Raw genomic sequence first — 26,172 nt, 5'->3', positions numbered from 1 at the left:
GAAAATTAACGCTAGACGATAGGTCTGCGTCGGTAGAATAACAGCCCTGGTACAGCTAAGCCAACCGCCAGTCCAGCGATAATAAACATTGATTTCAAAAAGTTCTCCATCAACATTGCCAGTAACTCAGGCGTATAGCCTGCCCTGTTAATCTCTACCATAGCAATCATTGCCTTGAAGGCAAACACGCCTGGGACCATAGGAATCAAGGCTGCAACCGTAAATACCTTAGGATGCGCTAACAGTTTATGTGACCAATGAACCCCTATCATGCCAACCACCGTCGCGGCAAAGAACGTTGCCCATTCGATTGGAATACCAAAGTGCATCATCAGATAACGGCTACCATGGCCGATAGAGCCGCCAAGTGCACAATAAATTAAAGCGCGTTGCGGGACGTTAAACACCAATGCGAATCCAACCGCAGGAATCGCGGCGAAAAACATATCATTGAGCAAACCTAAAAACAGTTCGAAAATACTCATTAGCTCGCCCATCCCCAAACATCAGATAAACTCATCGCTGCCACAATACCCAAGCTCGTCGCCAAAGTTAATAAGCTGGCCATGGTAAAGCGCGCTAACCCCATATTAATATGGCCTTTAAGCATATCAGCGACAGAGTTAATCAGAGGGAAGCCGGGTACTAACATCAATACCGATGAAGCCATCACGATCGTGGGCTGTCCGCCAATATTGTAAAGTACGGCTTGAGCAGAGATGGTAGTGGTAACGAATGCGGTGATCGCAAAATTTAATAAAGGATTGAAATGACGATGGCCAATTTCTTGTCTGACGATCATGCCACAGGCTGAAGCAATAAAAGTCATCATGAATACCTGCCAATCTCCGCCCGCAAGACGGCTAAAAGAGGCACATGATAATCCTATCATCACAACCACTAGCCAACGGTTGTAGCGCTCGGGGCTGATGTTTTGAATCTTTTTATACGCCAAATCATAATCAAGAATTCCCTTCTCCATCATGATGCAAATGCGTTGAATGTCAGTGATAACCTGCATGTTAATGCCACGATCCGCACAACTTCGAGTGGTGGTAATACAGTGATCATCCATCACAGTAGTAACAACAAGCGCATTGGCTGACAGTGCGACTTCAACCTCATTCACCCCACAAGCAATGCCGATACGGCGCATGATATCGCCGACCAGTGTGCTCTCAGCCCCGTGAGCCAGTAACATTTGTCCCGATTGAGCGACAAGTCTTGAGATCGCTCTTTGCTTTGATGCCATGATTTCCTTCCCATAGGCGTTATACCATCACAGTAAGTAAGTGTTCAGAAATAGCGCAGGAAAAAAGCTTGAGAACAAGGCAGAGATTTTCGATAAGTAGTTATTCTACAATCAAAATCTCTAACGCAGTTATCGAGCGTTTTAACAAGCTAGGGTGACCAGTTATTTACTACGATTGGTATTAATTATCTAGAAATAAAGTCTGCATTAAAATTCGACAGTACATAATGATTTAGATACAAAAAAACCGCAATTTTCATTGCGGTTTAATAAAACTATCAGTGTACTTGGAAAAAGCGACCGATGATTTATGAGAAGTTAAGAGGGATTAGTCACGAACATAGATAACATGACCGTCATCTTCTTCGTCATCCCAATCATCCCAATCGTCGTCATCTTCAGTAACGACATTCTTACCGCTCATTGCATCTTTATGGTAGTCATCCCACATAAAGTCTACTTTCTCTTCTTCTTCAACTTCTACAACTTCACGAGGTAGGTTTTCCATAAACTCACCTAGTTTGAAGCAAAGATCTTTGGTGCCGATTTTATTCACTGCAGAGATCTTGAAGTGCTCGCCTTCCCAGCCCAAAGCATCGATGATTTCTTGAATCTTTTCGTCTGCTTCGTCTTCTGGCATTAGGTCAACTTTGTTGAACACTAACCAACGAGGTTTTTGTGAAACTTTTTCGCTGTATTGCTCAAGCTCATCAATGATCGTCAGTGCATTCTGAATAGGATCAGATTGATCGATCGGCATAATATCGATCATATGCAGAAGAACACGACAGCGCTCAAGGTGCTTAAGGAAACGAATACCAAGGCCTGCGCCATCAGCTGCACCTTCGATTAGACCAGGGATATCGGCAACAACGAAGCTCTTTTCAGGAACAACACTCACTACACCCAAGCTTGGGATCAAGGTAGTGAACGGGTAATCAGCCACTTTTGGTTTCGCAGCAGATACTGAACGAATAAAAGTAGATTTACCTGCGTTTGGTAAGCCAAGCATACCAACGTCAGCTAATAGAAGAAGCTCTAAACGCAGTTCGCGAACTTCGCCTTTAGTACCCATTGTCTTTTGACGAGGAGCGCGGTTAACAGACGATTTAAAACGCGTGTTACCAAGACCGTGCCAACCACCTTTACCAACCATCACTTTCTTGCCGTGTTCAGCAACTTCAGCAACGATTTCGTTGGTGTGGATATCAACTGCACGAGTACCTACAGGCACTTTCAGTGTAATGTCTTTACCACGTTTACCAGTACAGTTACCACCGCGACCGTTCTCACCACGCTCTGCGTTGTAAAAACGTTGGAAACGATAATCGATCAGTGTGTTTAAGTTCTCATCCGCTTGGATGTAAACATCACCACCATCACCGCCGTCGCCGCCATCAGGGCCACCTTTAGCGACGAATTTTTCGCGCCAAAAGCTAACTGTACCATTACCGCCATCACCGGCTTCTATTTTTACTACCGCTTCATCAACGAATTTCATTTTTTAACTCCGCACTTACGTTGCGTTACCACTCATCAAGGAGTGATATAAATTCTAGCAGATCCGTGTTTAGATCGATCACCTAAGATCTAGGCCGACCTGCAACCAAGGAACAAAGAAGGAGAGGTTCTTTGCTAAGCTTATTAAAGCTAAGGCAAGAGCGTCTGCTTTTTTATTCTCGCTATAAATAAAAAACCCTGCCGAATCGGCAGGGCTTTTGAATTCAGCTTGAAAGCTAATAAGATAATCTAATTAAAGATTAAATTACTCAGCTTCGATGCTTACAAACTTACGGTTTTTAGGACCTTTAACAGCAAATTTCACTTTACCTTCAGTAAGAGCGAAAAGAGTGTGGTCTTTACCGATGCCAACGTTTGTGCCAGCGTGGAATTTAGTACCACGTTGACGAACGATGATGTTACCTGCAAGAACAGATTCACCACCAAAACGCTTAACACCAAGACGTTTGCTTTCTGAATCGCGGCCGTTATTAGTAGAACCGCCAGCTTTTTTATGTGCCATTGTTAAACTCTCCTAATACTTAAGCGTTAATGCCAGTGATTTTCACTTCAGTGAACCACTGACGGTGACCAGCTTGCTTACGCGAGTGCTTACGACGACGGAACTTAACGATTTTTACTTTATCGCCACGACCGTGTTGTACTACTTCTGCAATAACCTTGCCACCTTCAACAAGAGGTGCACCAACAGCGATTTCTTCGCCGTTAGCAACAAGAAGAACTTTATCAAATTCTACAGTTGCACCAGTTTCAACGTCTAATTTCTCTAAACGAAGTGTTTGACCTTCGCTTACTCGGTGTTGTTTGCCACCAGATTGGAAAACAGCGTACATATTTTACTCCGCTTTTTCCGCACAGCCTATGGTTGTTAATTGTACAACTCGGGTGTGCGCTAAACTAATCAATAGGGCGCAGATTCTACGGGAATCATGGCGCTATGACAAGCCATATTTTTAAAAAATTGGCGAAAACCTGTTCGCCAAAGAAAAGTGCGGCAATCATGCCCTTTAGCGATGTATTAATCAACGTTTTTTAGTGTATTATTCAACAATTAAATACAACGTATAAGCCTTACAGGGTCTAACTTCAGCCGGATGAACAATGGATTTTAAAGCTATCCAAACGCTTACTGCCAATGATATGGCAAAAGTGAATGAAACAATTCAAGCCCAACTTAATTCTGACGTAAGTTTAATCAACCAGCTTGGTTTTTATATCGTTAGCGGTGGTGGCAAACGCCTACGCCCTTTGCTTGCTCTTTTATCTGCTCGCGCACTTGGTTACCAAGGTGAAGCTCATATCACCTCTGCAGCCTTTATCGAGTTTATTCACACAGCAACCCTACTTCATGATGATGTCGTCGACGAATCGGACATGAGACGCGGTAAAGCGACAGCCAACGCAGCTTTTGGTAATGCTGCTAGCGTTTTGGTGGGTGACTTTATTTATACTCGCTCATTCCAAATGATGACAACGCTAGGATCCTTAAAGATCCTTGAACTAATGAGTGAAGCAGTAAACGTGATTGCCGAGGGTGAAGTTCAACAGTTAATGAACTGCAACAACCCAGACACCACTGAAGAAAGCTACATGCAAGTGATCTACTCTAAGACCGCTCGCCTGTTTGAAGCCGCAACACAAATCGGTGCCATCCTTAGCGAATCATCACCAGAAATCGAAACGGCAATGCAAAACTACGGTAAATACCTAGGCACCGCATTCCAACTGATTGACGATGTGATGGACTACACTGCTGATGGTAAAGAGATGGGCAAGAACGTTGGTGACGACCTTGCTGAAGGCAAACCAACGCTGCCTTTACTATATGCAATGCACAATGGTTCTCCTGAACAAGCAAGCATGATTCGTGAAGCAATTGAGAAAGCGAACGGCATGGAACGTCTCGACGACATTATGGCGGTGATGAAAGACACAGGCTCATTAGAGTACACGACTAATAAAGCCTATGAAGAAGCCGACAAAGCGATTGCTGAGCTTTCTGTACTGCCTGACTCTGAATATAAGCAAGCACTAACCACACTTGCACACTTGGCTGTTAAACGCAGCAAGTAACTTTGTAGACTGTCTTCTATATAGCGACATTACATAGATAATAAAAAAGAGCCTCAGGGCTCTTTTTTTGATCCTCACGAAAATCTTTTCAAATCCACTGTCAATAACGACTCGACTCTAACGACAACGGAAGTTGAGCTTCGACTTCTTCTATCTCTTCCAGCGGCACTGCGTACTGCTCGTGGCTATTGTATGACTCAACCAGCGCAAATTGCTCTTGCTCATCTATAACGAGGATCTTTCCCAATCTACCTAAATGGAAATGGACGTTCATTCCTTTTTGAATACGACTCATAACTGCTGCCCCACTTTCATCTCTAAAACACTATTTACGAACGAGGCAAATCCAAGGATCAAAAAAGCCGATCATAATGACCGGCATTTATTAGCAATTTTAAATTGAGTTAAATGCTGTATCGCTTACTTAGCGAACTCAACACCAATCTCAATATCGCCATTTAGTGTTTCAAGCATGCTGTCTAAAGCGTTACGCTCGAAGTCGCTCAGTTCACCGTAGCTAAGGATCGCTTCTGCGCCCTCTTTACCTAGCTTAACTGGCTGAGCGAAGAATGGTGCGTGTTCGCCTTCACCTTCAACGTATGCACATTCAATCACGTTCTCTTCACCTTGAAGCGCTTTCACTAGAGCAAGACCGAAACGACAAGCCGCTTGACCCATAGACAGTGTCGCACTGCCGCCGCCAGCTTTAGCTTCTACTACTTCAGTACCTGCATTTTGGATGCGAGTCGTTAGCGCTGCAATTTCTTCATCAGTGAACTCTACGCCTTCAACTTGAGAAAGCAGAGGAAGGATCGTTACGCCTGAGTGACCGCCGATAACAGGAACACGGATGTCGCCTGGATCTTTATCTTTTAGTTCAGCAACGAACGTTTCAGAACGAATCACATCAAGAGTCGTAATACCGAATAGGCGACGCTTATCGTAAACACCTGCTTTCTTGAGTACTTCAGCTGCGATTGGCACTGTTGTGTTTACTGGGTTAGTGATGATACCAACACAAGCAGTAGGACAAGTAACTGCGATTTTCTCTGCAAGAGACTTAACAATGCCAGCGTTCACATTGAAAAGATCCGCACGATCCATACCAGGCTTACGAGCAACACCCGCTGAAATAAGTACAACATCCGCACCTTCTAGTGCTGGTGTTGGATCTTCACCCGCGTAACCTTTGATCGAAACAGGCGTTGGGATATGGCTAAGATCGGCAGCAACACCCGGTGTTACCGGAGCGATGTCGTAAAGTGCAAGATCTGAACCAGCAGGTAGGCGGTTCTTAAGTAGTAGGGCTAGGGCTTGACCGATGCCACCAGCGGCACCAATAACAGCTACTTTCATTGTTATTCTCCTTGAGAGCTTTCTCTTATAGATTCTTTGTAGGGTAATTCTTGAGCTAAATCTAAGTTAAAAAACTATATTAATCACAAAGTGATTACAATCAATTAACGCTAGCTTTGCGACTTCGCGCAAGTCAATAAAACCGTGCTACACAGCAAGTTCGCATTATGGCGATAATCGACTGAAATAACAAAATAAGTCGTCGCAAATAACACATTATTCTATTAAATATTTACAGTGATATGACTAACAAATTACAGGGATGTTTTGGCTAAAATTGAATATGTATGCGAGAATATGCAAACATCTTTGTTAATGAATAAGAATGACATATGCGCAATACAGAAAAGCAAGACAACTTAGTTCGTGCATTTAAAGCCTTACTAAAAGAAGAACGTTTTGGCTCACAAGGCGAAATTGTAGATGCCCTAAAACACGAAGGTTTTGAAAGCATCAACCAGTCTAAAGTCTCGCGTATGTTAACCAAGTTTGGTGCCGTTCGAACTCGTAACGCAAAAATGGAGATGGTTTACTGTCTTCCTGCTGAACTGGGTGTTCCGACAGTTTCTAGCTCTTTACGAGAATTAGTACTAGATATTGACCACAACAATGCATTAGTTGTGATACACACTGGCCCTGGTGCAGCTCAGCTTATCGCTCGCTTATTAGACTCACTAGGTAAGTCGGAAGGCATACTGGGTGTAGTCGCGGGTGATGACACTATCTTTATTACTCCAACGTTATCGGTTACCACTAAGCAACTGTTTGATTCTGTGTGCGAACTGTTTGAATACGCAGGATAATTGCTCACTGTTTCATAACTATCAGCCTTACTAATGGATCACGAACATCTATTCGCTTCGTGATCCAAATCACATCCTAGAATATCCATACACCCTTCCCGAAATTACACTAAATCATTGATTTTAAAAAACTCAGTAGCAAATTAAACACGAGATCTAGACATCATTTGTTAGATTTTTTAGCTATATCTTTTAACATTCGAGTAATTTTCTGCCAATTTTTGATATTATTCAGCCACTTTTTCATCACATGGATTGAAAAAGGTGCCGTTTCCAAATAGGAAACTCCAGAAACGACTACACTTGTTTCAGGGTTAATAATGAATAAAGGAAGGGAAATTCATGGCATTTACCAAACTTATTAAAGTTGGTGCTATTGCAGCTGCTGTAATGGGCGCTGGCGCTGTTAACGCTCAAGAGTTCATCACAATTGGTACTGGTTCAGTGACGGGTGTTTACTACCCGACTGGTGGTGCAATTTGTAAACTAGTGAACAAGGGCCGCAAAGACCACAACATTCGTTGTTCTGTAGAGTCTACTGGTGGTTCAATCTACAACGTTAACACCATCCGTGCTGGTGAACTAGATTTTGGTGTTGTTCAATCGGACTGGCAATACCACGGCTACAACGGTACAAGTAAGTTCAAAGATCAGGGCGAATACAAGAAACTTCGCGCTATGTTCTCTCTACATACAGAACCGTTCAACATCATCGCTCGTACCGATGCTGGCATTAACAATGTTTCTGACCTAGCTGGTAAGCGCGTAAACATTGGTAATCCAGGCTCTGGTGACCGTGCAACGATGGGTGTTGTAATGGACGCAATGGGTTGGACGAACGACAGCTTCAAGCTTGCTTCTGAACTTAAAGGTTCTGAGCGTTCACAAGCACTTTGTGATAACAAGATTGATGCATTTATCTACATGGTTGGTCACCCGAACGGATCAATCAAAGAAGCAACAACGTCTTGTGATGCAAAACTGGTTTCAGCAACGGGTCCACAGATCGACAAGATCGTAGCTGAAAACCCATACTACGCTTACAGCACAGTTCCTGCTGGCATGTACCGTGGTACTGACGCTGACGTAAACAGCTTCGGTGTTGCAGCAACAATGGTAACAACTTCAGACGTTTCTGAAGAAGTTGCATACAACGTTGCTAAGGCAGTATTTGAAAACTTTGACACTTTCAAACGCCTACATCCAGCATTTGCTAACCTGAAAAAAGAAGACATGGTTAAAGCGGGTATCTCTATCCCTCTTCACCCAGGCGCAGCAAAATACTACAAAGAAGTGGGCCTTCTAAAGTAATTCTACTTTAAGCCTACTACACCAATAAGGAGGCTAGCCCTCCTTATTGGCTTTTCACGTTTTATAAAAATAACTTAAGTGAAAAGAGCAACCCTTTAAGTTTCTCCAATTTGGAGGACTTACCTTCGTATCAAGCCTAAGACAAAGACGAACAAAGAACGCATTTCCCTATCCATTCACTACACTAGATAGGAAATAAATAACGTTTGGTTGTTCGTAAGAAAAGGCAGACCATCAATAATAAGGATAAAGTACATGACGCAGACAACATCACCGTCTCCAGATGTGCAAGAAATGGTGGCACAATCAGATACTGGTGCGCGTAGCCCTCGTGGTATCCAAGGCCGTATTTTATGGTTTGTGCCTCTATGTTGGTCACTGTTCCAACTTTGGTATGCATCTCCGCTGCCGTTCATTTTTAACTTCGCAATTTTAAACGACACTGAAGCTCGAGCAATTCACCTTACGTTTGCTATTTTCCTAGCCTTTACCGCTTATCCAGCTATGAAGAACTCGCCTCGGGATCGCATTCCTGCAGTCGACTGGATATTGGCGCTAGTAGGTAGTTTTTCAGCTTCTTATATCTATATTTTCTACACTGAACTTGCCGGTCGTTCGGGCGCACCAACAACATTCGATATTGTTGCTGCTGTATTCGGCATGGTTTTACTGCTTGAAGCAACACGACGCGCTTTAGGTCCACCTCTTATGGTTGTGGCGGCAGTATTCCTACTTTACACCTTTGGCGGTCCACACATGCCAGACGTTATCGCCCATAAAGGTGCAAGCCTGAACAAGGCAATGTCGCACCTGTGGCTAACAACGGAAGGTGTATTCGGTGTTGCTCTTGGCGTATCAACGTCATTCGTATTCTTGTTTGTACTGTTTGGTGCAATGCTAGAACGCGCTGGTGCTGGTGCCTACTTCATCAAGGTTGCATTCTCTCTGCTTGGTCACATGAAAGGCGGCCCAGCAAAAGCAGCCGTTGTAGCCTCTGGGTTATCTGGTCTGGTATCAGGTTCATCTATTGCAAACGTGGTAACCACAGGTACCTTTACTATCCCGCTAATGAAGCGTGTTGGTTTCCCGGGCACAAAAGCAGGTGCGGTAGAAGTTGCGGCTTCAACCAATGGCCAACTAACGCCACCGATCATGGGTGCTGCGGCATTCTTGATGGTTGAGTATGTGGGCATCTCGTATGTGGAAGTTATCAAGGCGGCGCTACTGCCAGCTCTGATCTCTTACATAGCTCTGATTTACATCGTTCACCTAGAAGCATGTAAAGCTGGCATGACCGGCTTACCTCGTCGTCACACACCAACTATCGTACAAAGCCTACTCTCTTTCACTGGCACCATATTAGGTCTATGTGTTATTAGTGCCGCGGTTTACTACGGTGTGGGTTGGACGAAAGATGTATTTGGCGATGCTGCAACACCGATCGTAACTGTGGCGCTATTGATCGCTTATGTTGCTCTGGTTCGCGTATCAGCAAAATACGCAGCTGAAGGCGGCATGGAAATCGATGCGGACCTGAAAGAAGTTCCAGATCCAGGTCCAACAATTAAATCTGGTTTGCACTTCCTACTGCCTATCGTAGTGCTAGTTTGGTGTCTAACCGTTGAACGTTTCTCGCCAGGTCTATCTGCATTCTGGGCAACCGTCTTCATGATCTTCATTTTGATCACTCAGCGTCCTTTGATGACTCTGATGAACAAATCAGACGATCTTGCAGAGCAAACTAAAGCTGGTTTCGTTGATCTAGCAGAGAGCTTGGTTTCAGGCGCACGTAACATGATTGGTATCGGTGTAGCGACAGCTGCCGCAGGTACGGTTGTTGGTGTGGTGACTCTAACGGGTATCGGCCTTGTAATGACTGATTTCGTTGAGTTCATCTCAGGCGGTAGCATCATTCTTATGTTGCTATTCACCGCGGTAATCAGCTTGATCCTAGGCATGGGCTTACCAACCACAGCAAACTACATCGTTGTATCAACGCTAATGGCGCCGGTAATTGTTACTCTGGGCGCTGCGCACGGTCTTATCATCCCACTGATTGCGGTGCACTTATTCGTGTTCTACTTCGGTATTCTTGCGGATGACACACCTCCGGTAGGTCTGGCAGCATTTGCCGCAGCAGCGATTGCGAAATCAGACCCGATTCGTACAGGTATTCAAGGTTTTACCTACGATATCCGGACCGCAATCTTACCATTCATGTTCATATTCAATACCCAACTACTGTTGATGGGCATTGATTCTTGGTGGCATTTAGCGCTAACGATTTTCTCTTCGGTTACTGCGGTACTTATCTTTGCAGCAGCAACTCAAGGTTGGTGGTTCACTAAGAACAAGTGGTGGGAAACCATACTGCTTATCGTTCTGACTTTCTCTTTCTTCCGCCCAGGTTTCTGGTGGGACATGATTTATCCAGAGAAAGTTCTTTCGCCAGGAGTTGAGATCGCTCAAATCACAGAAAATTTATCTGTGGGACAATCACTTGAATTGAGAGTAGGTGGCGAAAACTTAGAAGGTAACTATTCTGAGAAGACAGTCCGCCTTCCATTTGAAGATTCTGCGACAACAAGTGAAGACCGCATTGCTTCAATGGGCCTAATGCTGACACAAGCTGACAACAAGATGATTGTTGATATGGTTGAGTTTGGTAGCCCTGCAGAAGCCGCTGGCATTGACTTTGATTGGGAAATTAAATCCGTTATCCAAGATGCAGATCGACCAATGAAAGAGTGGGTATTCTTACCTGCCCTACTGATTTTGATTGGTTTAGCGATGAACCAAAGAAGGCGTGCTCGTAAGGATGAGATTAGCGCGTAATGGATAGAGCCAAGTAGCGCTCTACTCTATTTGGCTTTTTTACTACATGGAAAAGATAATTACAGCGTTTGGTATGTGCTAAGCGCTGCTCAAAAAGAGACGAATACATGTATAGACAAATCCTTGTTCCCGTTGATCTTAACGACAAAGGCTTTTCTGATAAAGCAGTCGAGCTAGCGGTATGGCACGCGAAACACAGCAATGCTGAAATCCACATTCTGAACGTACTACCGGGCATTCACATGTCGATGGTGGCGTCTTACTTCCCGAAAGATGCGGCGAACCAAATGAAGCTTGATGTTAAAAATCAGCTGAAAGAGTTTGCCGACAAACACATCGACGATGAAGTGGTGTATAAGGTTCACGTAGCTGAAGGTAAAACTTACACGACGATTCTTGATTACGCAGAAAAGCTTGGCGCCGACCTTATTGTGATGCCTAGCCATAAGCGTTCGAAAATCGACAAAGTGGTTCTTGGTTCTGTTGCAAGCAAAGTGGTACAGAACTCACCAATCAATGTATTGGTAGTTAAGCCGCAAGGCTAAATCACTTAATCGACATAACGATCTAAAAAGGTTGGCCCAAAAGCCAACCTTTTTTGTTTTGAACTCTACTCGCTTAATACCAATCGTAATAAAGATCTCAAGAATCAACGCACTAAGTTTTGCGGATTACCTGCGACAAAGCCATCTATGTTGTCCATTAAGATATCCGACAGCTTTTGAATTGAGCTATCACTGCCCCATGCAACATGAGGCGTTAGCAGTAAATTAGGTAAGTGACTGTTAGCCAAGAGTGGATTCGAATTGTCTGCAGGCTCTTGTGTGAATACATCCATACCTGCGCCTGCAATCTCATGTTTTTTCAAAGCCTCAACTAAGGCTTGCTCATCAACTAATCCACCGCGCCCTGCATTGATTAAGACTGCACTCGGTTTCATCATCGCGAGCTCTCGCTCTGAAATCAGGTTGCGAGTCGCATCAGTCAAAGGGCAATGCAGACTGATCGCATCCGCTTGCTTTAAAACAGTTTCAAAAGGCAGATAGCCTTCTCGACAAGAGTCAGCCCCTTTGCGCTCTGCAAAAATGACATTCATGCCTATCGCTTTAGCTAATATCGCGGTGGCTTGCCCTAAACTTCCACTGCCCATTAAACCTAATGTGCTGCCCGCTACATCTTGAATCGGATGAGTAAAGAAACAGAACTGCTTACCCTTCTGCCACTCCCCGGCTTCAATGTCTTGATGGTAGCCAACAAGATTTCGCTTTAGCGTAAACAGCATAGCAATCACATGTTCAGGTACCGACTGAGTCGCATAGCCTTGCACATTAGCCACTGCGATATTACTGCCCTTGCAGTATTCCACATCAACATTGTTGACACCTGTCGCAGAAACAGCGATCAACTTGAGTTGTTGCGCTTGAGCTAAATTATCAGCGTTGAGCACAACCTTATTGGTGATAACAACATCTGCTCCCGCAACGCGCTCAGCAACGAGCTCTGGAACAGTAAAATCAAACTCAATCCATTCATGTTCAAAGCTAAGAGGTTTTAAATTGATTTGAGATGGGATGGTGGCTCGGTCGAGAAAGACCACTTTCAGCTTCGGCATTGTACTTCCTTGAATTGGTATTGATGACACCATTCTAAGCTTTTAGCTTTCTGTAGTCTGGAAGCTCTGGCGCAATTTCAAAGTGCTGTTCAATTTGTGGTGACGCTTGAGGGTAAAATTCACAAGGAACAAAGGCTTTGAACAGTTGGTTGTTCTCCGGATGATAGAAGCTCAGTTCACACGCATGTAAAGCTAATCTATCGCTATACTCAAAAGCTTCAGGCGTTGCATAAAACTCGTCGCCAACAATTGGGTTCCCTATTTCCATACAATGCACACGCAACTGATGAGAGCGACCGGTAATCGGCAGTAACTTCAACAAAGTGGTTTGAGTCTCTTCTTGCTCTACCACATAACGAGTCTTTGATGGCTTGCCATCATCAAAACACACTTTCTGCCTAGGGCGATTCGGCCAATCACAGATGAGTGGCAGATCAATAAGCCCTTCTTTTTCTTCTACTGCCCCCCACACTCGTGCGTAATAGAGCTTATGTGTCAGTCGATATTGGAACTGCTTCTTCAAATGCCGCTCAGCCTGCTTATGTTTAGCTAACAACATCAAGCCTGATGTCGACATATCCAACCGATGCACAACCTGAATCTCCGGAAAATCCACAACCAACCGACTCCACATACTGTCGTAGTGCTCTGGTAACCTTCCCGGCACTGAAAGTAGGCCTGCTGGCTTGTTCACCACTAGAATATCGTCATCTTGATAGACAATGTCGACCCACGGTTCACGTGGTGGTGTGTACTGTTCTAACGCCATTGAAGCCTCTTAATTACTGGTGAATAAATAATTTACGGTTGATTTGTTTATTATTAAATACAATTCCCAACATTTTCGTACATAAAAGTTGACGACTTTACAAAACATGGTATTGATAGGGTAACGGAAAATAAGAAGTCAGCATCAAAGGAAAAATGATGGAAAGTACGGTTAAAACAACCACAGAAAAAACACAAACCTCTGCTCCCCTATCAAGTTTAATCAAGTCTCTTGGCCCTGGCATCATGATGGCTGCTGCGGCAGTAGGTGGCTCACATTTAGTTGCCTCGACCAAAGCTGGTGCGATTTATGGCTGGCAACTCGCCGCTCTTATTATTCTGGTTAACGTATTTAAATACCCATTCTTTAGAGCCGGTATCCAATATACATTGGGAACAGGTCAAAGCTTGGTTGAGGGCTACTCTAACCTAGGTCGCCCATACCTTGTGATCTTTTCAATATTGAGCGCCATTTCCGCCGTCGTGAACACGGCTGCTTTGTTGCTATTCAGTGCAAGCTTACTTAGCTACTTTGTTCCTTTCGAATTAGCCACCAGCACATTGTGCATGATCGTTTTAGCAACATGCTTGATCATTCTATTTGCAGGCCACTATCGTGCTCTTGATACCTTATCTAAGGCGATCATGGCGATCCTGACCATCACAACCTTAGCTGCAGTCGCCATTGCTATAGGCTCTCCAGTCGAACCTGATGCTGCTTTTGTTCCACCGTCGCCTTGGTCATTGGCTGCTATTGGCTTTATCGTGGTGACTATGGGTTGGATGCCTGCGCCTATCGAGATATCCAGCATCACCTCTATGTGGCTAAAGAGCCAAAAAGAGAAACAAGAAGTCACGGCTCAATCAGCGCTATTCGATTTCAATGTTGGCTACATTGGTACTGCACTACTTGCACTAGTGTTCGTTGCGTTAGGCGCTCTGGTACTTCACGGCTCGGGGGTTGAACTGTCTCGCTCTGGTGTTGGCTTTACTCACCAGTTAGTCGGTATTTATGCTTCTACGATTGGTGAATGGTCTCGTCCACTGATCGCCATCGTCGCTTTCTTCTGTATCTTTGGCAGCACCATTACCGTTATCGATGGCTACTCACGCGTACTTGCTGAATCACAGCGACTATTATTTAAAAAAGAGTCGAGCCCACGCATGCTGCAAGGCTGGATCATCATTGTCTCTATCGCGGCCTTGGCGATTGTGATGTTCTTTAGTGCTGCGCTGATGCCAATGTTGGATTTTGCGATGGTACTTGCGTTTGCAACGACACCGTTCTTCGCTCTGCTTAACTTCATTTTGGTAAACAAAGCCAAGCTTCCTGAAGCTCTAGCGATTGGCACCAAACTAAAATGGTTGTCTGTAGCGGGTCTGGTTTACCTATTTGGTTTCCTAGCGGTATTTGTTTGGTGGAAGTGGTTGATGTAATTCCTCAGTCAATACACCTTTCAACAACCAGTACATCTTTCAAACGCTAGATAACAATAAGGCCTTCGTAATGAAGGCCTTATTTCGTTGAAGCATTTCGCTAATTCAAACTAGTTGTGAGAAACCACAATCAAGCGTAATGAATCTAGCTGAACCTGAGCTTTGCTGATGTAACCTGTCAGTTCATTGATTTGAGCTTCGATAACCTCAAGCTCTTCATCACGAATATTCGGGTTCACCGCTTTAAGCGCTTGTAGACGCTCTAGTTCACCGTTCAAGTTAGTTTGCATATCTTTCTGAGCTTGCTGACGAACTTCTTCAACCTTCGGCAGTACATGCGTCTCACCCGCTTCGATTAGCTTGTGAATCTCGCCTTGTACCGAGTTCACTAGTTTGCTCGCTAAGTGACGGTTTACAGGGCTTAGCTGACGGTTAAAGCTATCAAATTCAACCTGAGCAGATAGATCGTTACCACGGCCATCCATCATCAAACGAATTGGTGTCTTAGGCAGGAACTGACTGATACCGCTGCGTTTCGGTGCTTGCGCATCCACAAGGTAAACCAACTCAAGCAGGATAGTACCCACTGGCAGCGCTTTGTTTTTCAGCAATGATACCGCTGATGCACCCACACCTTCACTCAGTAGCAGATCAATACCGCCTTGAATCATTGGGTGCTCCCAGCTGATGAAGTTCATGTCTTCACGAGAAAGGGCTGTATCACGATCGAACGTGATGGTTGCGCCTTCGTATGGTAAGCCAGGGTAGCTTGGTACCATCATGTGCTCAGATGGTGTCACGACTAGCGCATTTTCACCCTTGTCGTCTTGGTTCAAACCAATCGTGTCGAACAAGCTCAGTGCAAACGTTACTAGGTTAGTATCGCCATCAGTTGATGCAATCTTCTCTGCGATTTCGTGTGCTTTGTCGCCGCCGTTTGAGTGCATCTCTAATAGGCGATCGCGGCCTTTTTCTAGATCCGCTTTTAGGCTTTGATTTAGCTTGGCAGACTCTTCAATCACTTCATCAAGCTGCTCTGTATTACCAGAAGCCAGCATTTCGATAAGAACATCTGAGTACTTGTCGTAAACTGTGCGACCAGTTGGACATGTCTCTGCAAATGCATTTAGACCCTCATCAAACCAACGCGCAAGAATCGCCTGTGACGTGCCTTTTAAGTAAGGGACATGGATGTCGATGTCACGCAGCTGACCGATACGGTCCAAACGACCAATACGTTGTTCAAGCAAGTCTGGGTTGAACGGAAGATCGAACATTACTAGCTGGTTCGCGAACTGGAAGTTACGACCTTCAGAGCCGATTTCGCTACAGATAAGAACCTGAGCTCCGCCCTCTTCTTGAGCAAAGTAAGCCGCGGCTTTATCACGCTCTAGAATCGACATGCCTTCGTGGAATACGGTTGCACGCACACCTTCACGCTCACGCAGTGCTTGCTCTAGTTGAAGCGCCGTACTTGCACGTGATGCGATCACTAGGATCTTTTCACTACGCTTGTCTTGGATTTTTTCAATCAACCAGTTAACACGTGAATCGAACTGCCACCAGCTTGAGTCTTCACCTTCAAACTCTTGGAAGATCTCTTCTGGGTACAGCATCTTCATAGCACGAGCTTCGGGAGCCATCTTGCCACCGATCATGCCAGATACACGCATTGAGGTTGTGTACTGCGTTGGAATCTCCATAGGCAGTAGGTTTACATTACGCTTAGGGAAGCCTTTGATTGCAGCTCGCGTGTTTCTAAATAGAACACGGCCAGTACCATGGCGGTCCATAAGGTTATCAATTAATTCTTGGCGAGCTAACGCTTGCTCTTCTTCGCTACTATCACCTTCGATAACACGGAACAGCGGCTCTACATCTTGCTCAGAAAGCAGTTCAGTAATCTGATTCTTCGCGCTGTTTTCAAGCTTCACACCAGAGAACAATGCAGTAACAGCATCAGCAACCGGTGCGTATTGGTCTTCTTCTTCAACGAATGCTTCGTAATCGTAGAAGCGGTCAGGATCAAGCAGACGCAGACGTGCAAAGTGACTCTCACGACCTAGTTGTTCAGGCGTTGCTGTTAGTAGTAGCACACCAGACGTATTTTCCGCTAAGCCTTCAACCACCTGGTATTCGCGGCTTGGTTTGTCTTGGCTCCACTCAAGGTGATGCGCTTCATCGACAACCAGCAAGTCCCACTCGCCTTCAAGTGCTTGCTCGTAGCGCTTACGGCTCTTACGTAGGAAATCCAAAGAACACAGAACGTACTGCTGGGTATCAAATGGGTTGTCCGATTCAGCAAACGCTTCAATACAACGCTCTTCATCGAAGATAGAGAAGTGCAGATTGAAACGGCGCATCATCTCTACTAACCATTGGTGCTGTAGAGTTTCAGGAACCACAATCAGAATTCGTTCAGCACGGCCAGACAACACCTGTTGGTGGATGATCATGCCCGCTTCGATGGTTTTACCTAGGCCAACTTCATCAGCCAGTAAAACGCGCGGAGCGTGACGACGGCCCACTTCATGAGCGATGTATAGCTGGTGAGGGATCAAGCCAGCACGCATACCACACAAGCCACGCATAGGGCTCTTGTGTTGTTGGTACTGGTTACTCAACGCGCGGTAACGCAACACGAAGTTATCCATACGGTCGATTTGACCTGCGTACAGTTTATCTTGTGGCTTGTTAAAGCGGATCTGGTTACTTAAGAAGATTTCACGCAGAGTGACTTCTGTTTCTTGGGTATCTTCGCGAGTACCTAAGTAGGTTAGCAGTCCTTTGTCTTCGATAACTTCTTCGACAGACAGAGACCAACCTTCTTGGCATTCGATGACATCGCCTACATTAAACGTTACTCGGGTTACGGGAGCATCAGTACGTGCATAAACACGGTTTTCTTCTGACGCTGCAAACATTAGTGTCACTGTGCGAGCATCCATTGCTACAACGGTACCTAAACCTAAATCGCTCTCCGTATCGCTTATCCAGCGTTGCCCCAAAGCAAATGTCATGAATCGACTACCTCAATCTTATAGTTGGAATTTGGTCTTTTTAACTGCAGTTTCAAACAAGAACGTTCTCGCTCCTGAACTAAAAATATAGCCAAAAATGCCTAGTTTGCAGCCACTTTTTAAGTGCGCTCTAGATAATAAATATCTCAAGAAAATGGTGCAGAAAAAGGTCGCTAATCTTACTCGATGCTGTGATTTAGGTCACGCCTAAAGGAGATGATTTCGTGCTTTTTTTCTGTTTTCGCCAGTGCAATCAAACTGTCAAAAAATCATGGTTAATCTATAGGTAGCAGATTGCTGCTCTCAAACGAATACGCCATATTCATCTACAACGATATGGTGGTATTCCTCTAGATGAAGTTTAGGTGAGTAGTTGACTATCACCAGAATCAGATACTAATCTTTATATGAGCTTTATCTACGTTCAATGAATGCAAGGCAAGCCGCACGTCGGCAAGGAGATGCTATGGGCGAGACCAACCGGAAGCTATTTGTTTTAGACACCAATATCCTACTTCACGAACCCTTCGCTATATTTTCTTTCCAAGAGCACGATGTCGTTATCCCCATGACAGTGCTAGAAGAACTAGACAGAATCAAAGACAGTAAGAGAGACGTTGCCCGAGATGCGAGAATTGCGATACGAACTCTCGAAGATCTATTCAGGGAAGCTACACCAGACCAAATATCGGAAGGTATCCCTTTCACCAAAGACATTAAAGCCTCAGGCAGTATTTCAATACTCGCCGATTACGAACTTCAAGAAAGCATCAAAGCCTTTGCCGACGACAAGGCAGGCGATAACCGAATCCTCAACGCAGTCCTCTATCTTCAAAACAAACGTGCGCCACGCGAAGTGGTTCTCATCACCAAAGACATCAACATGCGCTTACGAGCCAAAGGCGCTGGTGTTCGCTTTGTTGAAGACTATCAAACAGACCAACTGATTGATGATATCCAATATCTCACCAAAGGCTTTCAACAGCTCGAAGGATCATTTTGGGATAGTATCGACAATGTCGAGAGCAGAAGTTTAGGTGGAAAGACACTGCACACCTTAGCTAGAGCGCCTTTTGAGCCAACCTTCCTTAACCAATATGTCATTGATGAAGAGAGTGACTTTGCCGCTCGAGTCGAAGAGATTGAGCCAGAAAGCATTACCCTGAGAGACCTCAGTCGCGAACGACTGATGAATCGCAGAGCATGGGACATCACACCCAAAAACGTCTATCAAGGTATGGCGATCGATGCCCTGCTCGACCCTGATATTGATCTTGTGATTCTCACTGGCGCAGCGGGTAGTGGTAAGACACTGTTAGCCATGGCTGCAGCACTTGAACAAACCATTGAACGTAAGCAGTTCGATAAGATCATCGTAACCCGAAACACACCTGATATAGGTGAGTCGATAGGTTTCCTTCCTGGTACTGAGGAAGAGAAGATGTTGCCTTGGTTAGCCGCCGTGACCGATACACTGGAAGCGCTGCACAAGAACGATCACTGTACAGAAGGGTCGATGAAGTACATCTGTGACAAAGCCAACATCCAGTTCAAGTCGATTAACTTCATGCGCGGACGTTCAATTCAGAATGCGTTTGTACTTCTCGATGAGTGTCAGAACCTCACCGCTTCACAAATCAAAACCATCATCACCCGTTGTGGCGAAGGTACTAAGATTATCTGTTCTGGAAACCTAGCGCAGATAGATTCTTCTTACCTAACCCCTGTGACCTCTGGCTTAACCTACATGGTCGAGCGCTTTAAAAACTTCGAAGGCAGTGCCAACATCCACCTCAATGGTGTAGTGCGAAGCCGACTGGCTGAGTTTGCAGAAGAGAACATGTAGTGACTCTATACGCTCACTGAATCAGTAATATAAAAACAAAAAGCGCCTCACATTGGAGGCGCTTTTCAATTTATTTTTTTAAACAGACTTGTTGAGGCTAACCTGAGTTACTCAGTACCACCAACAGTTAGCGAGTCTAGCTTCAATGTTGGTTGACCAACACCCACTGGTACACTTTGACCAGCCTTACCACACACCCCGACACCACGGTCGATACTTAGGTCGTTACCGACCATAGACACCTGCTGCATTGCTTCAATACCAGAACCGATTAGCGTCGCGCCTTTCACTGGGTGAGTGATCTTGCCGTTTTCAATCATGTACGCTTCAGAAGCTGAGAATACAAACTTACCTGATGTAATATCCACCTGACCGCCACCGAAGTTCGGTGCATAGATACCCTTCTCAACCGTTGCGATGATCTCTTCCGGCGTGTGTTCGCCCGGTAGCATGTATGTATTCGTCATACGTGGCATTGGAAGATGCGCGTAAGACTCACGACGACCATTACCTGTCGGTGCTACACCCATTAGGCGAGCGTTCAGCTTATCTTGCATGTAACCTTTTAAGATGCCGTTTTCGATTAACGTATTGTACTGACCATTGACACCTTCATCATCGACGTTCAATGAACCACGAAGATCAGTCAATGTACCGTCATCGACAATCGTACATAGGCTTGAAGTGACTTGCTCGCCAACTTTACCCGAGAATACTGAAGACTCTTTACGGTTAAAGTCGCCTTCTAAACCGTGGCCTACGGCTTCGTGTAGAAGAACGCCCGGCCAACCAGAACCAAGAACCACAGGCATTGCACCAGCAGGCGCAGCAACTGCTTCAAGGTTAACAAGCGCTTGGCGAATCGCTTCATCCGCAAATTGGTAAGCAACCTGAGTGCCTTTGTCATCGCTTAGGAAAAAGTCGTAACCAAAACGACCACCGCCACCAGCACTACCACGTTCACGGCGATCGCCTTTCTGAGCAAGTACACTGATTGATAGACGAACCAGCGGACGAATATCGCCAGCGTAAGTTCCATCAGTCGCAGCAACCAGCATCTGCTCATGCACACCGCTTAGGCTCACAGATACCTCAGTCACCATAGGCTCTTTCGTACGAATGTAAGCATCCAATGATTTCAGTAGTTCCGTTTTCTGCTGTTTTTCCCAGCTCGCTAGCGGGTTAACTGCATCATAGTAAGTTTGGTTAGAGTTGCGTTTAAACGCTTGAACCTTGCCGTTTTGACCTTGCTTCGCGATACCACGAGCCGCAATTGCGCTCTGTTTAAGACCATCCAATTGGATTTGGTCAGAGTAAGCAAAACCGGTCTTTTCGCCAGATACCGCACGAACACCAACACCGCAATCGATATTGAAAGAGCCGTCTTTAATAATACTATCTTCTAGCACCAAAGATTCGTGCCAGCTAGACTGAAAGTAGATATCAGCATAATCAATTTGGCGGGTAGCAATGCTCGCCAATGTATCTGCGATATTTTGCTCCGTAAGCCCTGTTGGGTTCAGTAGCGCTTCTTCAATTTGATTAATGCTCATAGATGGCTCTTGTTTGTAATTAAAATTGATTGGTAAATCGAGAGTGTTGCGCGATGGGCATATTTTGCCTGATTGATTCGCAACTGGACGTATCTATCTCAACCACCATACTTTTAGGATCTTGGTCTAACTGTGCGACCACTCTTCCCCAGGGATCAACCACCATAGAGTGTCCCCATGTTTCTCTTTGACAAGGATGTTTGCCGCCTTGTCCTACCGCAACGATCCACGATTGTGTTTCGATCGCACGGCATCTTAATAGTGCTTCCCAATGCGCCTGTCCGGTTACTGCAGTAAATGCTGCCGGAACAACCATGATTTGCGCACCTTGTTTCCGTAACTCGGAATATAAGTGTGGAAAGCGCACATCATAACAAATACTCAAACCTAAGCGACCAAAAGGCGTTTCCGCTGTCACAACTTGGTCACCCGGTGTGAAAATATCCGACTCTCGATAGCACTTATGGGCATCGGCGACATCTACGTCAAACATGTGTAGCTTGTCGTAATGAGCCACTAAACTGCCAAAATCGTCAATCACCAAGGTTGTGGTAGTCACGCCTTTAGCTGTGCTTATCGGCATACTACCAATAACGATCCAAATTCGGTGAAGCTTTGCTAGCTCAGAGATTTTCTTTTGCAGTGGGCCATCATTTAGAGGCTCTGCATACTGGTGATAGTCAGCTTTACTGCCAAAGACTAACGCGTTTTCAGGGCACACAACCCACTTCGCCCCTAACTCTTTGCACTTTGCTACCTCTTGAACAAGGTACTCAAAGTTCAATTCAGGGCTAGGGCCAGATGTCATTTGAATCAACCCAACACAATCCATGTGTATCGCTCCTCCATTCATTATGATTCAGAAATCAGCATTTCACCGTATATTCGCTGACTAGGATATAAGGCCTATTCGGCTAACTTTCTGAGTTTCTCTGGTAGCTGGAACTCACCGGAGCTACGAGAAAGCTCGCTCACCGTTGGTGAATCCAATGGCCCTTTCACCGAATAATTAACTTGGGTAAAGACTTCAACAACCGGCGAAATAACCGTGGTCACCGCCAATACGTACAGCGCCGTTTGAGGGGTTACCGCAAACGCCGTTAATACCGGAATTCCAGAAGTGATATCTGGAGTAAAGTTCACTTCTGCATCAACCTGACGCGTATTTAGGTTGGCGATGCCTTTGATCTTCATCTCACCCGCCACCGCATCCATATTCAAGTCATTAGTCAGGAAGATACCGTTTTGGATCTCGCCCGTACCTGTGATGCTGTTGAATGCCATGCCTTTATCAAACACATCTGAGAAATCGAGCTGCATCTTACGGATGATCGAATCTAGGCTAAACAGACCAAGTAGACGAGCCGCGCCGCTCACATCTGAGATAATGCCTTTACCAAACTTGGTTTTCACGTTGCCATCAAGGGTGTCCATCTTAATGCCCCAAGGCGAACCATCCCAACCAAGTTGAGCTTCTAACGCAAATGGTGCTTTTTGAATTCCTGAAGTGATACCAAAGCGTTCCATCAACTCACTGTTGTTTTCACCCTCAACATCAACCGTTAGCGCGGAATGACTCTTGTCACCGTCCAGTTCCCACCAGCCACTGACATCCGCTTTATTGCCGCCGCTTCGAACCTGAATCTTCTTCCAATCAATGCGATTATCTTGTCTAGCCATCTCAACATCGACCTTGCCAACCTTATAGCCTTGCAGCCAAAAATCGTTCAGGGTCAGCTTCAGGTTCGGCATCACATCGTGGATCTTCCTATCTAGCTCAGAGATCAATGGCGCTTCTTGTGCTTTGCGTTGCAGCAGTTGTTCTTGATTTTTCTTGTCGCTCCACTCAGGAACGAACAGATGTAGACGATCCAGTGAAACGGTCAAATCGTAAGGTGGCAGGTAATTAATATCGCCTTCTAACTCTTGGCTAGACACTTCCATTTGCCAAGCTTGCTTGTTCTTACGAGCACTAAAATCAACGTCATTCCAAGAGATACCACCTAGAATCAGCTCTTTACTTTCGAAGGTCACACGACTTGGCGCAGGAATGGTTGGCGTGTTCATTTGACTCAGCACAGCGGTTGACGGCTGTACAGGTTCCATCACGACAGATAACCAATCATCCGCATTAAACTTGTCAGTACGAATCAGTGCATGATGACCCACAACAGGGCTAATTTTATAGCCACCACGACCCAGAACTAAGTTAGTCGCCGTTAACTCAGGCACATCACCTGTAATATCGATTTCAGCTTGGTACTTAGTATTCGGCAGTTGCAAACGCGCAGTAATCGACTCTTGGTTACCCGATGCTTGTAGCCTTGCAGAGCCACTTTCCAATGACTTTTTGGCCAATGGATATGGGTAATCGCTCGCGAGATATTTTAAATCAGACTGCAAATCCAATTGGTAGGTAAAACCGATGTCATTCAGTTGGATATCAATCTGACTTTGCCACTGCGCATGACCAGATAAGCGACTTAGCCATTGTTCACCAATGTAAGGTTCTAAAGGTTTAACATCCCAATCGCCTAACACATCGATATCAACTGCGTAGCCAGGGCCATCATTCTGACCTTTAAAATCAAGCGATATCCCTTGCTTAAGCAAATCAGCGGCGAGGCCATTTGTTGTCACTACGTCATTATCAAACTCGATACGGCCCGTGGTGTTCTCAAGCACCATTGGCGGCGCTTCAATCTCAACATGGTTACCACTAAGGTCAGCATAACCCCATGCTCTTGCTTCTCTTTCAGAATCAAACGGAATATTGAGCTGGAACTCGGAAGAGACATCACCACTCACTTGAAGTGCGGTTAACGCGGCCCCTACTGAGTCAACCAGTGGCGAAGCCGTCATGTAATCACGCACCGCATTGCCAGACGCCGTTGCCTTGGCTTCAATCTCAATATGACCGCCTTCCCCTAGATAAGGAATACGTCCAGTGATGCGATCAGCTGTCACATCCATCAGCTGTGCTGAACGAGAATCTAGATGCATTGCATCATTTTCAAATAGCAGATCGAGCTGAAGGTCGGTAATCAATGGCCATGCTGTATCAAAGCTGAATTTAGCATCTTCTAATCCGACCCAAACTTGGAAAATACCATCATGATTAGTGTAGGGATAATGAGATAAATCACCATGCCACAATAGCTTTACGGTATCAGCCTTACCGGCTTGAATCGCAGTTGAAAGGTAATCGGTCAGGTCTTGTCCAAGTGCCAGTGTCGGCAGGTAACGCCATGTTTCACCTACATTGTAAGCGTCCGCTTCGCCATAGAAGGATAAGAATGGGCTCGCATCCTTTGGAAAGTCTAAGCGAAATGCGCCTAGTACTTGTAAGTCTGGTGTGGCCGCCGTGATTTTATCCGACCACAGTTTCCAGCCGTTTTCATCCTGCTGCCAAACAATATCAACCTGACCTTGCTTGATGTTCAAAGGGGCTTGGAAAACATCACCATATGGGAACACATCATCAATCACATGCAGACTAGCTTTGGCTTCCGAAGCCGAACCAAACACACTGCCTAACACTTGGCTAAAACCTGGAACTAAATCCCATTGCTCAATCGCAAGATCAGAAAAGCTGGCAGAGTAGCGTAGGCTATCGATTCCCGAATCCATTGAGACACGGATATCAGAAACAGTACCGCCCGGCGCCAATACGTTGATCATTTTGGTTGATTGTTCAGAGTCAGGCATCAGCTTAATCAACGGCGTAATTGTCTCAATGTTTAATTCAGAGACATTGAGCTCCCAAGGACCTTGGTTCCACTTGAACGCAACGTCGAGCTCAGGCCAAGGTGTATCATCCGTTCTAAGGTTTAGTGAGTGACCATTTACCTGCCAACCATCATCAATCGGAGACAACTTAAAGATACCTGACTCAAGCATCAGGTCATGCTTACCATCTTCCTTCCAAGTCAACTCTGAAGGCAGAACTTCAACATAAGCGCTCACAGGTTTGCTATTACGCAGTGTTAGCCAGCTATTCAAGCTCACAGTGCCCGTCTCAATGCCGGATTCCGCCTGCATATAACGAGTTAACCAAGGCTTAACCGAAATGCTGTCTGCACTGACATAAAACTCGCCCGTCATATCCGTTAACGAGCCGCCATCAACAAAGTTAGCACTCACTGACAAAGAGTTTAGATTGGCATCTTTGATACTTACCACACCTTCCGCAAGGTGATGCTTACCAGAGTTTTGCCATTTCAGAGTTTCGATATCAAGCTGACGTTCTTCATCAGAGATAGTGCGATACAAAAGAGAGGAGTCTTTAGCGGTCACATCCACCAAAGTTTTCAGCAGTAAATTATCGAGCTCTTGTACCACTCGCTTGGAAGAACCGGGATCTTTAGGTTCGTCTTTGCCATTTTGCCCGGCAAACAGATCAATAGAACGGATATCAAGATACATTTGATTCATGACCAAATCGGCCACAACCGGACGCATTTGAACAAGCGATTGAATCAAGTCAAACTCGACTTCAACACGCTCGACAGAAAAGGTCACATCTTCTGCATTAGGAAGGCTGGCTTTAACGCCTTGCAGAGCAATAGAAGGGTGAGTGTTACGCCAAAAACCGCCCACGTCTTGAATTGAAAAATCAAAACCGGAATGTTGGTTTACCCAAAGCTCAATTTCAGATTGATACTTATTTAAATTGGGTAAGGCTACACGCAGTGTAGTTACGGCAATGGCTAGCGTTACTAAGAGAGTAACCACTAACCATAAACATGCACGTAGAATCAGAGTAACGCTTGAGCTCACAAAATT

Annotated in this window: 20 protein-coding genes; 7 read left to right on the top strand and 13 right to left on the bottom strand. The window is 45.2% G+C overall.

Features of this window, described 5'->3' with window-relative positions:
* Nucleotides 1–11 precede the first annotated feature (11 nt).
* From BCU34_RS00325 to rplU, 5 genes are all read right to left on the bottom strand, one after another.
* The gene (locus BCU34_RS00325; protein WP_017062945.1) at nucleotides 12–485 is read right to left on the bottom strand and encodes a threonine/serine exporter family protein; all 474 of its coding nucleotides are present in this window, start codon (nucleotides 483–485) and stop codon (nucleotides 12–14) included.
* Nucleotides 485–1,252, bottom strand: coding sequence for a threonine/serine exporter family protein (locus tag BCU34_RS00320; protein ID WP_048657975.1), 768 nt, complete (start codon nucleotides 1,250–1,252; stop codon nucleotides 485–487). Before BCU34_RS00320 ends, BCU34_RS00325 begins: the two co-directional genes overlap by 1 nt.
* Before the next feature lie 328 nt (nucleotides 1,253–1,580).
* A complete protein-coding gene (gene cgtA / locus BCU34_RS00315) occupies nucleotides 1,581–2,753 on the bottom strand; it encodes an Obg family GTPase CgtA (protein ID WP_102478676.1) in 1,173 nt (390 codons plus the stop codon).
* Nucleotides 2,754–3,017: 264 nt separating this feature from the next.
* Nucleotides 3,018–3,275, bottom strand: coding sequence for a 50S ribosomal protein L27 (gene rpmA, locus BCU34_RS00310; RefSeq protein WP_004735905.1), 258 nt, complete (start codon nucleotides 3,273–3,275; stop codon nucleotides 3,018–3,020).
* 19 nt (nucleotides 3,276–3,294) lie between these two features.
* Nucleotides 3,295–3,606 carry a 50S ribosomal protein L21 gene (gene rplU / locus BCU34_RS00305; protein WP_102478677.1) on the bottom strand — a complete coding sequence of 104 codons (312 nt, stop codon included), beginning with the start codon at nucleotides 3,604–3,606 and terminating at the stop codon, nucleotides 3,295–3,297.
* Nucleotides 3,607–3,874: 268 nt separating this feature from the next.
* On the opposite strand from rplU, the gene ispB reads away from it, so the two are divergent.
* Entirely contained in the window at nucleotides 3,875–4,846 is a 972-nt protein-coding gene (gene ispB / locus BCU34_RS00300) for an octaprenyl diphosphate synthase (protein ID WP_048657974.1), read from the top strand.
* 100 nt (nucleotides 4,847–4,946) lie between these two features.
* Here the strand turns inward: ispB and BCU34_RS00295 are convergent, their stop codons facing one another.
* Both BCU34_RS00295 and mdh read right to left on the bottom strand, forming a co-directional pair.
* Nucleotides 4,947–5,141 (bottom strand): hypothetical protein, encoded by a 195-nt coding sequence (locus BCU34_RS00295; protein ID WP_102432791.1) that lies wholly within the window; start codon nucleotides 5,139–5,141, stop codon nucleotides 4,947–4,949.
* A gap of 125 nt (nucleotides 5,142–5,266) precedes the next feature.
* On the bottom strand, nucleotides 5,267–6,202 hold the full coding sequence (gene mdh, locus BCU34_RS00290; RefSeq protein ID WP_009847834.1) for a malate dehydrogenase: 936 nt from the start codon (nucleotides 6,200–6,202) through the stop codon (nucleotides 5,267–5,269).
* Nucleotides 6,203–6,534: 332 nt separating this feature from the next.
* On the opposite strand from mdh, the gene argR reads away from it, so the two are divergent.
* The 4 genes from argR (at nucleotide 6,535) to BCU34_RS00270 (ending at nucleotide 11,696) form a co-directional block, all read left to right on the top strand.
* Nucleotides 6,535–7,005 carry a transcriptional regulator ArgR gene (gene argR / locus BCU34_RS00285; RefSeq protein ID WP_004740827.1) on the top strand — a complete coding sequence of 157 codons (471 nt, stop codon included), beginning with the start codon at nucleotides 6,535–6,537 and terminating at the stop codon, nucleotides 7,003–7,005.
* A gap of 342 nt (nucleotides 7,006–7,347) precedes the next feature.
* Complete coding sequence (locus BCU34_RS00280) at nucleotides 7,348–8,316, top strand: TAXI family TRAP transporter solute-binding subunit (protein WP_017061374.1); 969 nt, start codon at nucleotides 7,348–7,350, stop codon at nucleotides 8,314–8,316.
* A gap of 255 nt (nucleotides 8,317–8,571) precedes the next feature.
* Entirely contained in the window at nucleotides 8,572–11,151 is a 2,580-nt protein-coding gene (locus BCU34_RS00275) for a TRAP transporter permease (protein WP_048657972.1), read from the top strand.
* 107 nt (nucleotides 11,152–11,258) lie between these two features.
* The gene (locus BCU34_RS00270; protein WP_010434405.1) at nucleotides 11,259–11,696 is read left to right on the top strand and encodes a universal stress protein; all 438 of its coding nucleotides are present in this window, start codon (nucleotides 11,259–11,261) and stop codon (nucleotides 11,694–11,696) included.
* A gap of 104 nt (nucleotides 11,697–11,800) precedes the next feature.
* Here BCU34_RS00270 and BCU34_RS00265 read toward each other — a convergent pair whose 3' ends face one another.
* Both BCU34_RS00265 and rluA read right to left on the bottom strand, forming a co-directional pair.
* Nucleotides 11,801–12,763: a D-2-hydroxyacid dehydrogenase gene (locus BCU34_RS00265; RefSeq protein ID WP_102480894.1), complete on the bottom strand. Its 963-nt coding sequence runs from the start codon at nucleotides 12,761–12,763 to the stop codon at nucleotides 11,801–11,803.
* Nucleotides 12,764–12,797: 34 nt separating this feature from the next.
* A complete protein-coding gene (gene rluA, locus BCU34_RS00260; RefSeq protein ID WP_102432793.1) occupies nucleotides 12,798–13,532 on the bottom strand; it encodes a bifunctional tRNA pseudouridine(32) synthase/23S rRNA pseudouridine(746) synthase RluA in 735 nt (244 codons plus the stop codon).
* 158 nt (nucleotides 13,533–13,690) lie between these two features.
* On the opposite strand from rluA, the gene BCU34_RS00255 reads away from it, so the two are divergent.
* Entirely contained in the window at nucleotides 13,691–14,968 is a 1,278-nt protein-coding gene (locus tag BCU34_RS00255) for an NRAMP family divalent metal transporter (RefSeq protein WP_048657969.1), read from the top strand.
* Nucleotides 14,969–15,078: 110 nt separating this feature from the next.
* Here BCU34_RS00255 and rapA read toward each other — a convergent pair whose 3' ends face one another.
* Nucleotides 15,079–17,988, bottom strand: a complete 2,910-nt coding sequence (gene rapA, locus BCU34_RS00250; RefSeq protein WP_048657968.1) for an RNA polymerase-associated protein RapA — start codon at nucleotides 17,986–17,988, stop codon at nucleotides 15,079–15,081.
* Between the two features lie 466 nt (nucleotides 17,989–18,454).
* Between rapA and BCU34_RS00245 the strand changes: the two genes are divergently transcribed.
* A complete protein-coding gene (locus BCU34_RS00245; RefSeq protein ID WP_102480895.1) occupies nucleotides 18,455–19,834 on the top strand; it encodes a PhoH family protein in 1,380 nt (459 codons plus the stop codon).
* 107 nt (nucleotides 19,835–19,941) lie between these two features.
* Here the strand turns inward: BCU34_RS00245 and tldD are convergent, their stop codons facing one another.
* The 3 genes from tldD to BCU34_RS00230 all read right to left on the bottom strand — a co-directional run bounded on the left by tldD (nucleotide 19,942) and on the right by BCU34_RS00230 (nucleotide 26,166).
* Entirely contained in the window at nucleotides 19,942–21,387 is a 1,446-nt protein-coding gene (tldD, locus tag BCU34_RS00240) for a metalloprotease TldD (RefSeq protein ID WP_008220563.1), read from the bottom strand.
* Between the two features lie 19 nt (nucleotides 21,388–21,406).
* Nucleotides 21,407–22,219, bottom strand: a complete 813-nt coding sequence (locus tag BCU34_RS00235; RefSeq protein ID WP_102480896.1) for a carbon-nitrogen hydrolase family protein — start codon at nucleotides 22,217–22,219, stop codon at nucleotides 21,407–21,409.
* A 74-nt stretch (nucleotides 22,220–22,293) separates the two neighbouring features.
* A complete protein-coding gene (locus BCU34_RS00230; protein WP_102480897.1) occupies nucleotides 22,294–26,166 on the bottom strand; it encodes a YhdP family protein in 3,873 nt (1,290 codons plus the stop codon).
* Nucleotides 26,167–26,172 lie beyond the last annotated feature (6 nt).

Source organism: Vibrio sp. 10N.286.45.E10, assembly GCF_002874195.2.
GTDB lineage: Bacteria > Pseudomonadota > Gammaproteobacteria > Enterobacterales > Vibrionaceae > Vibrio > Vibrio crassostreae.
The sequence above is the reverse complement of the archived record's forward strand: the minus strand, read 5'-3'. Positions and strand labels throughout refer to the sequence as shown.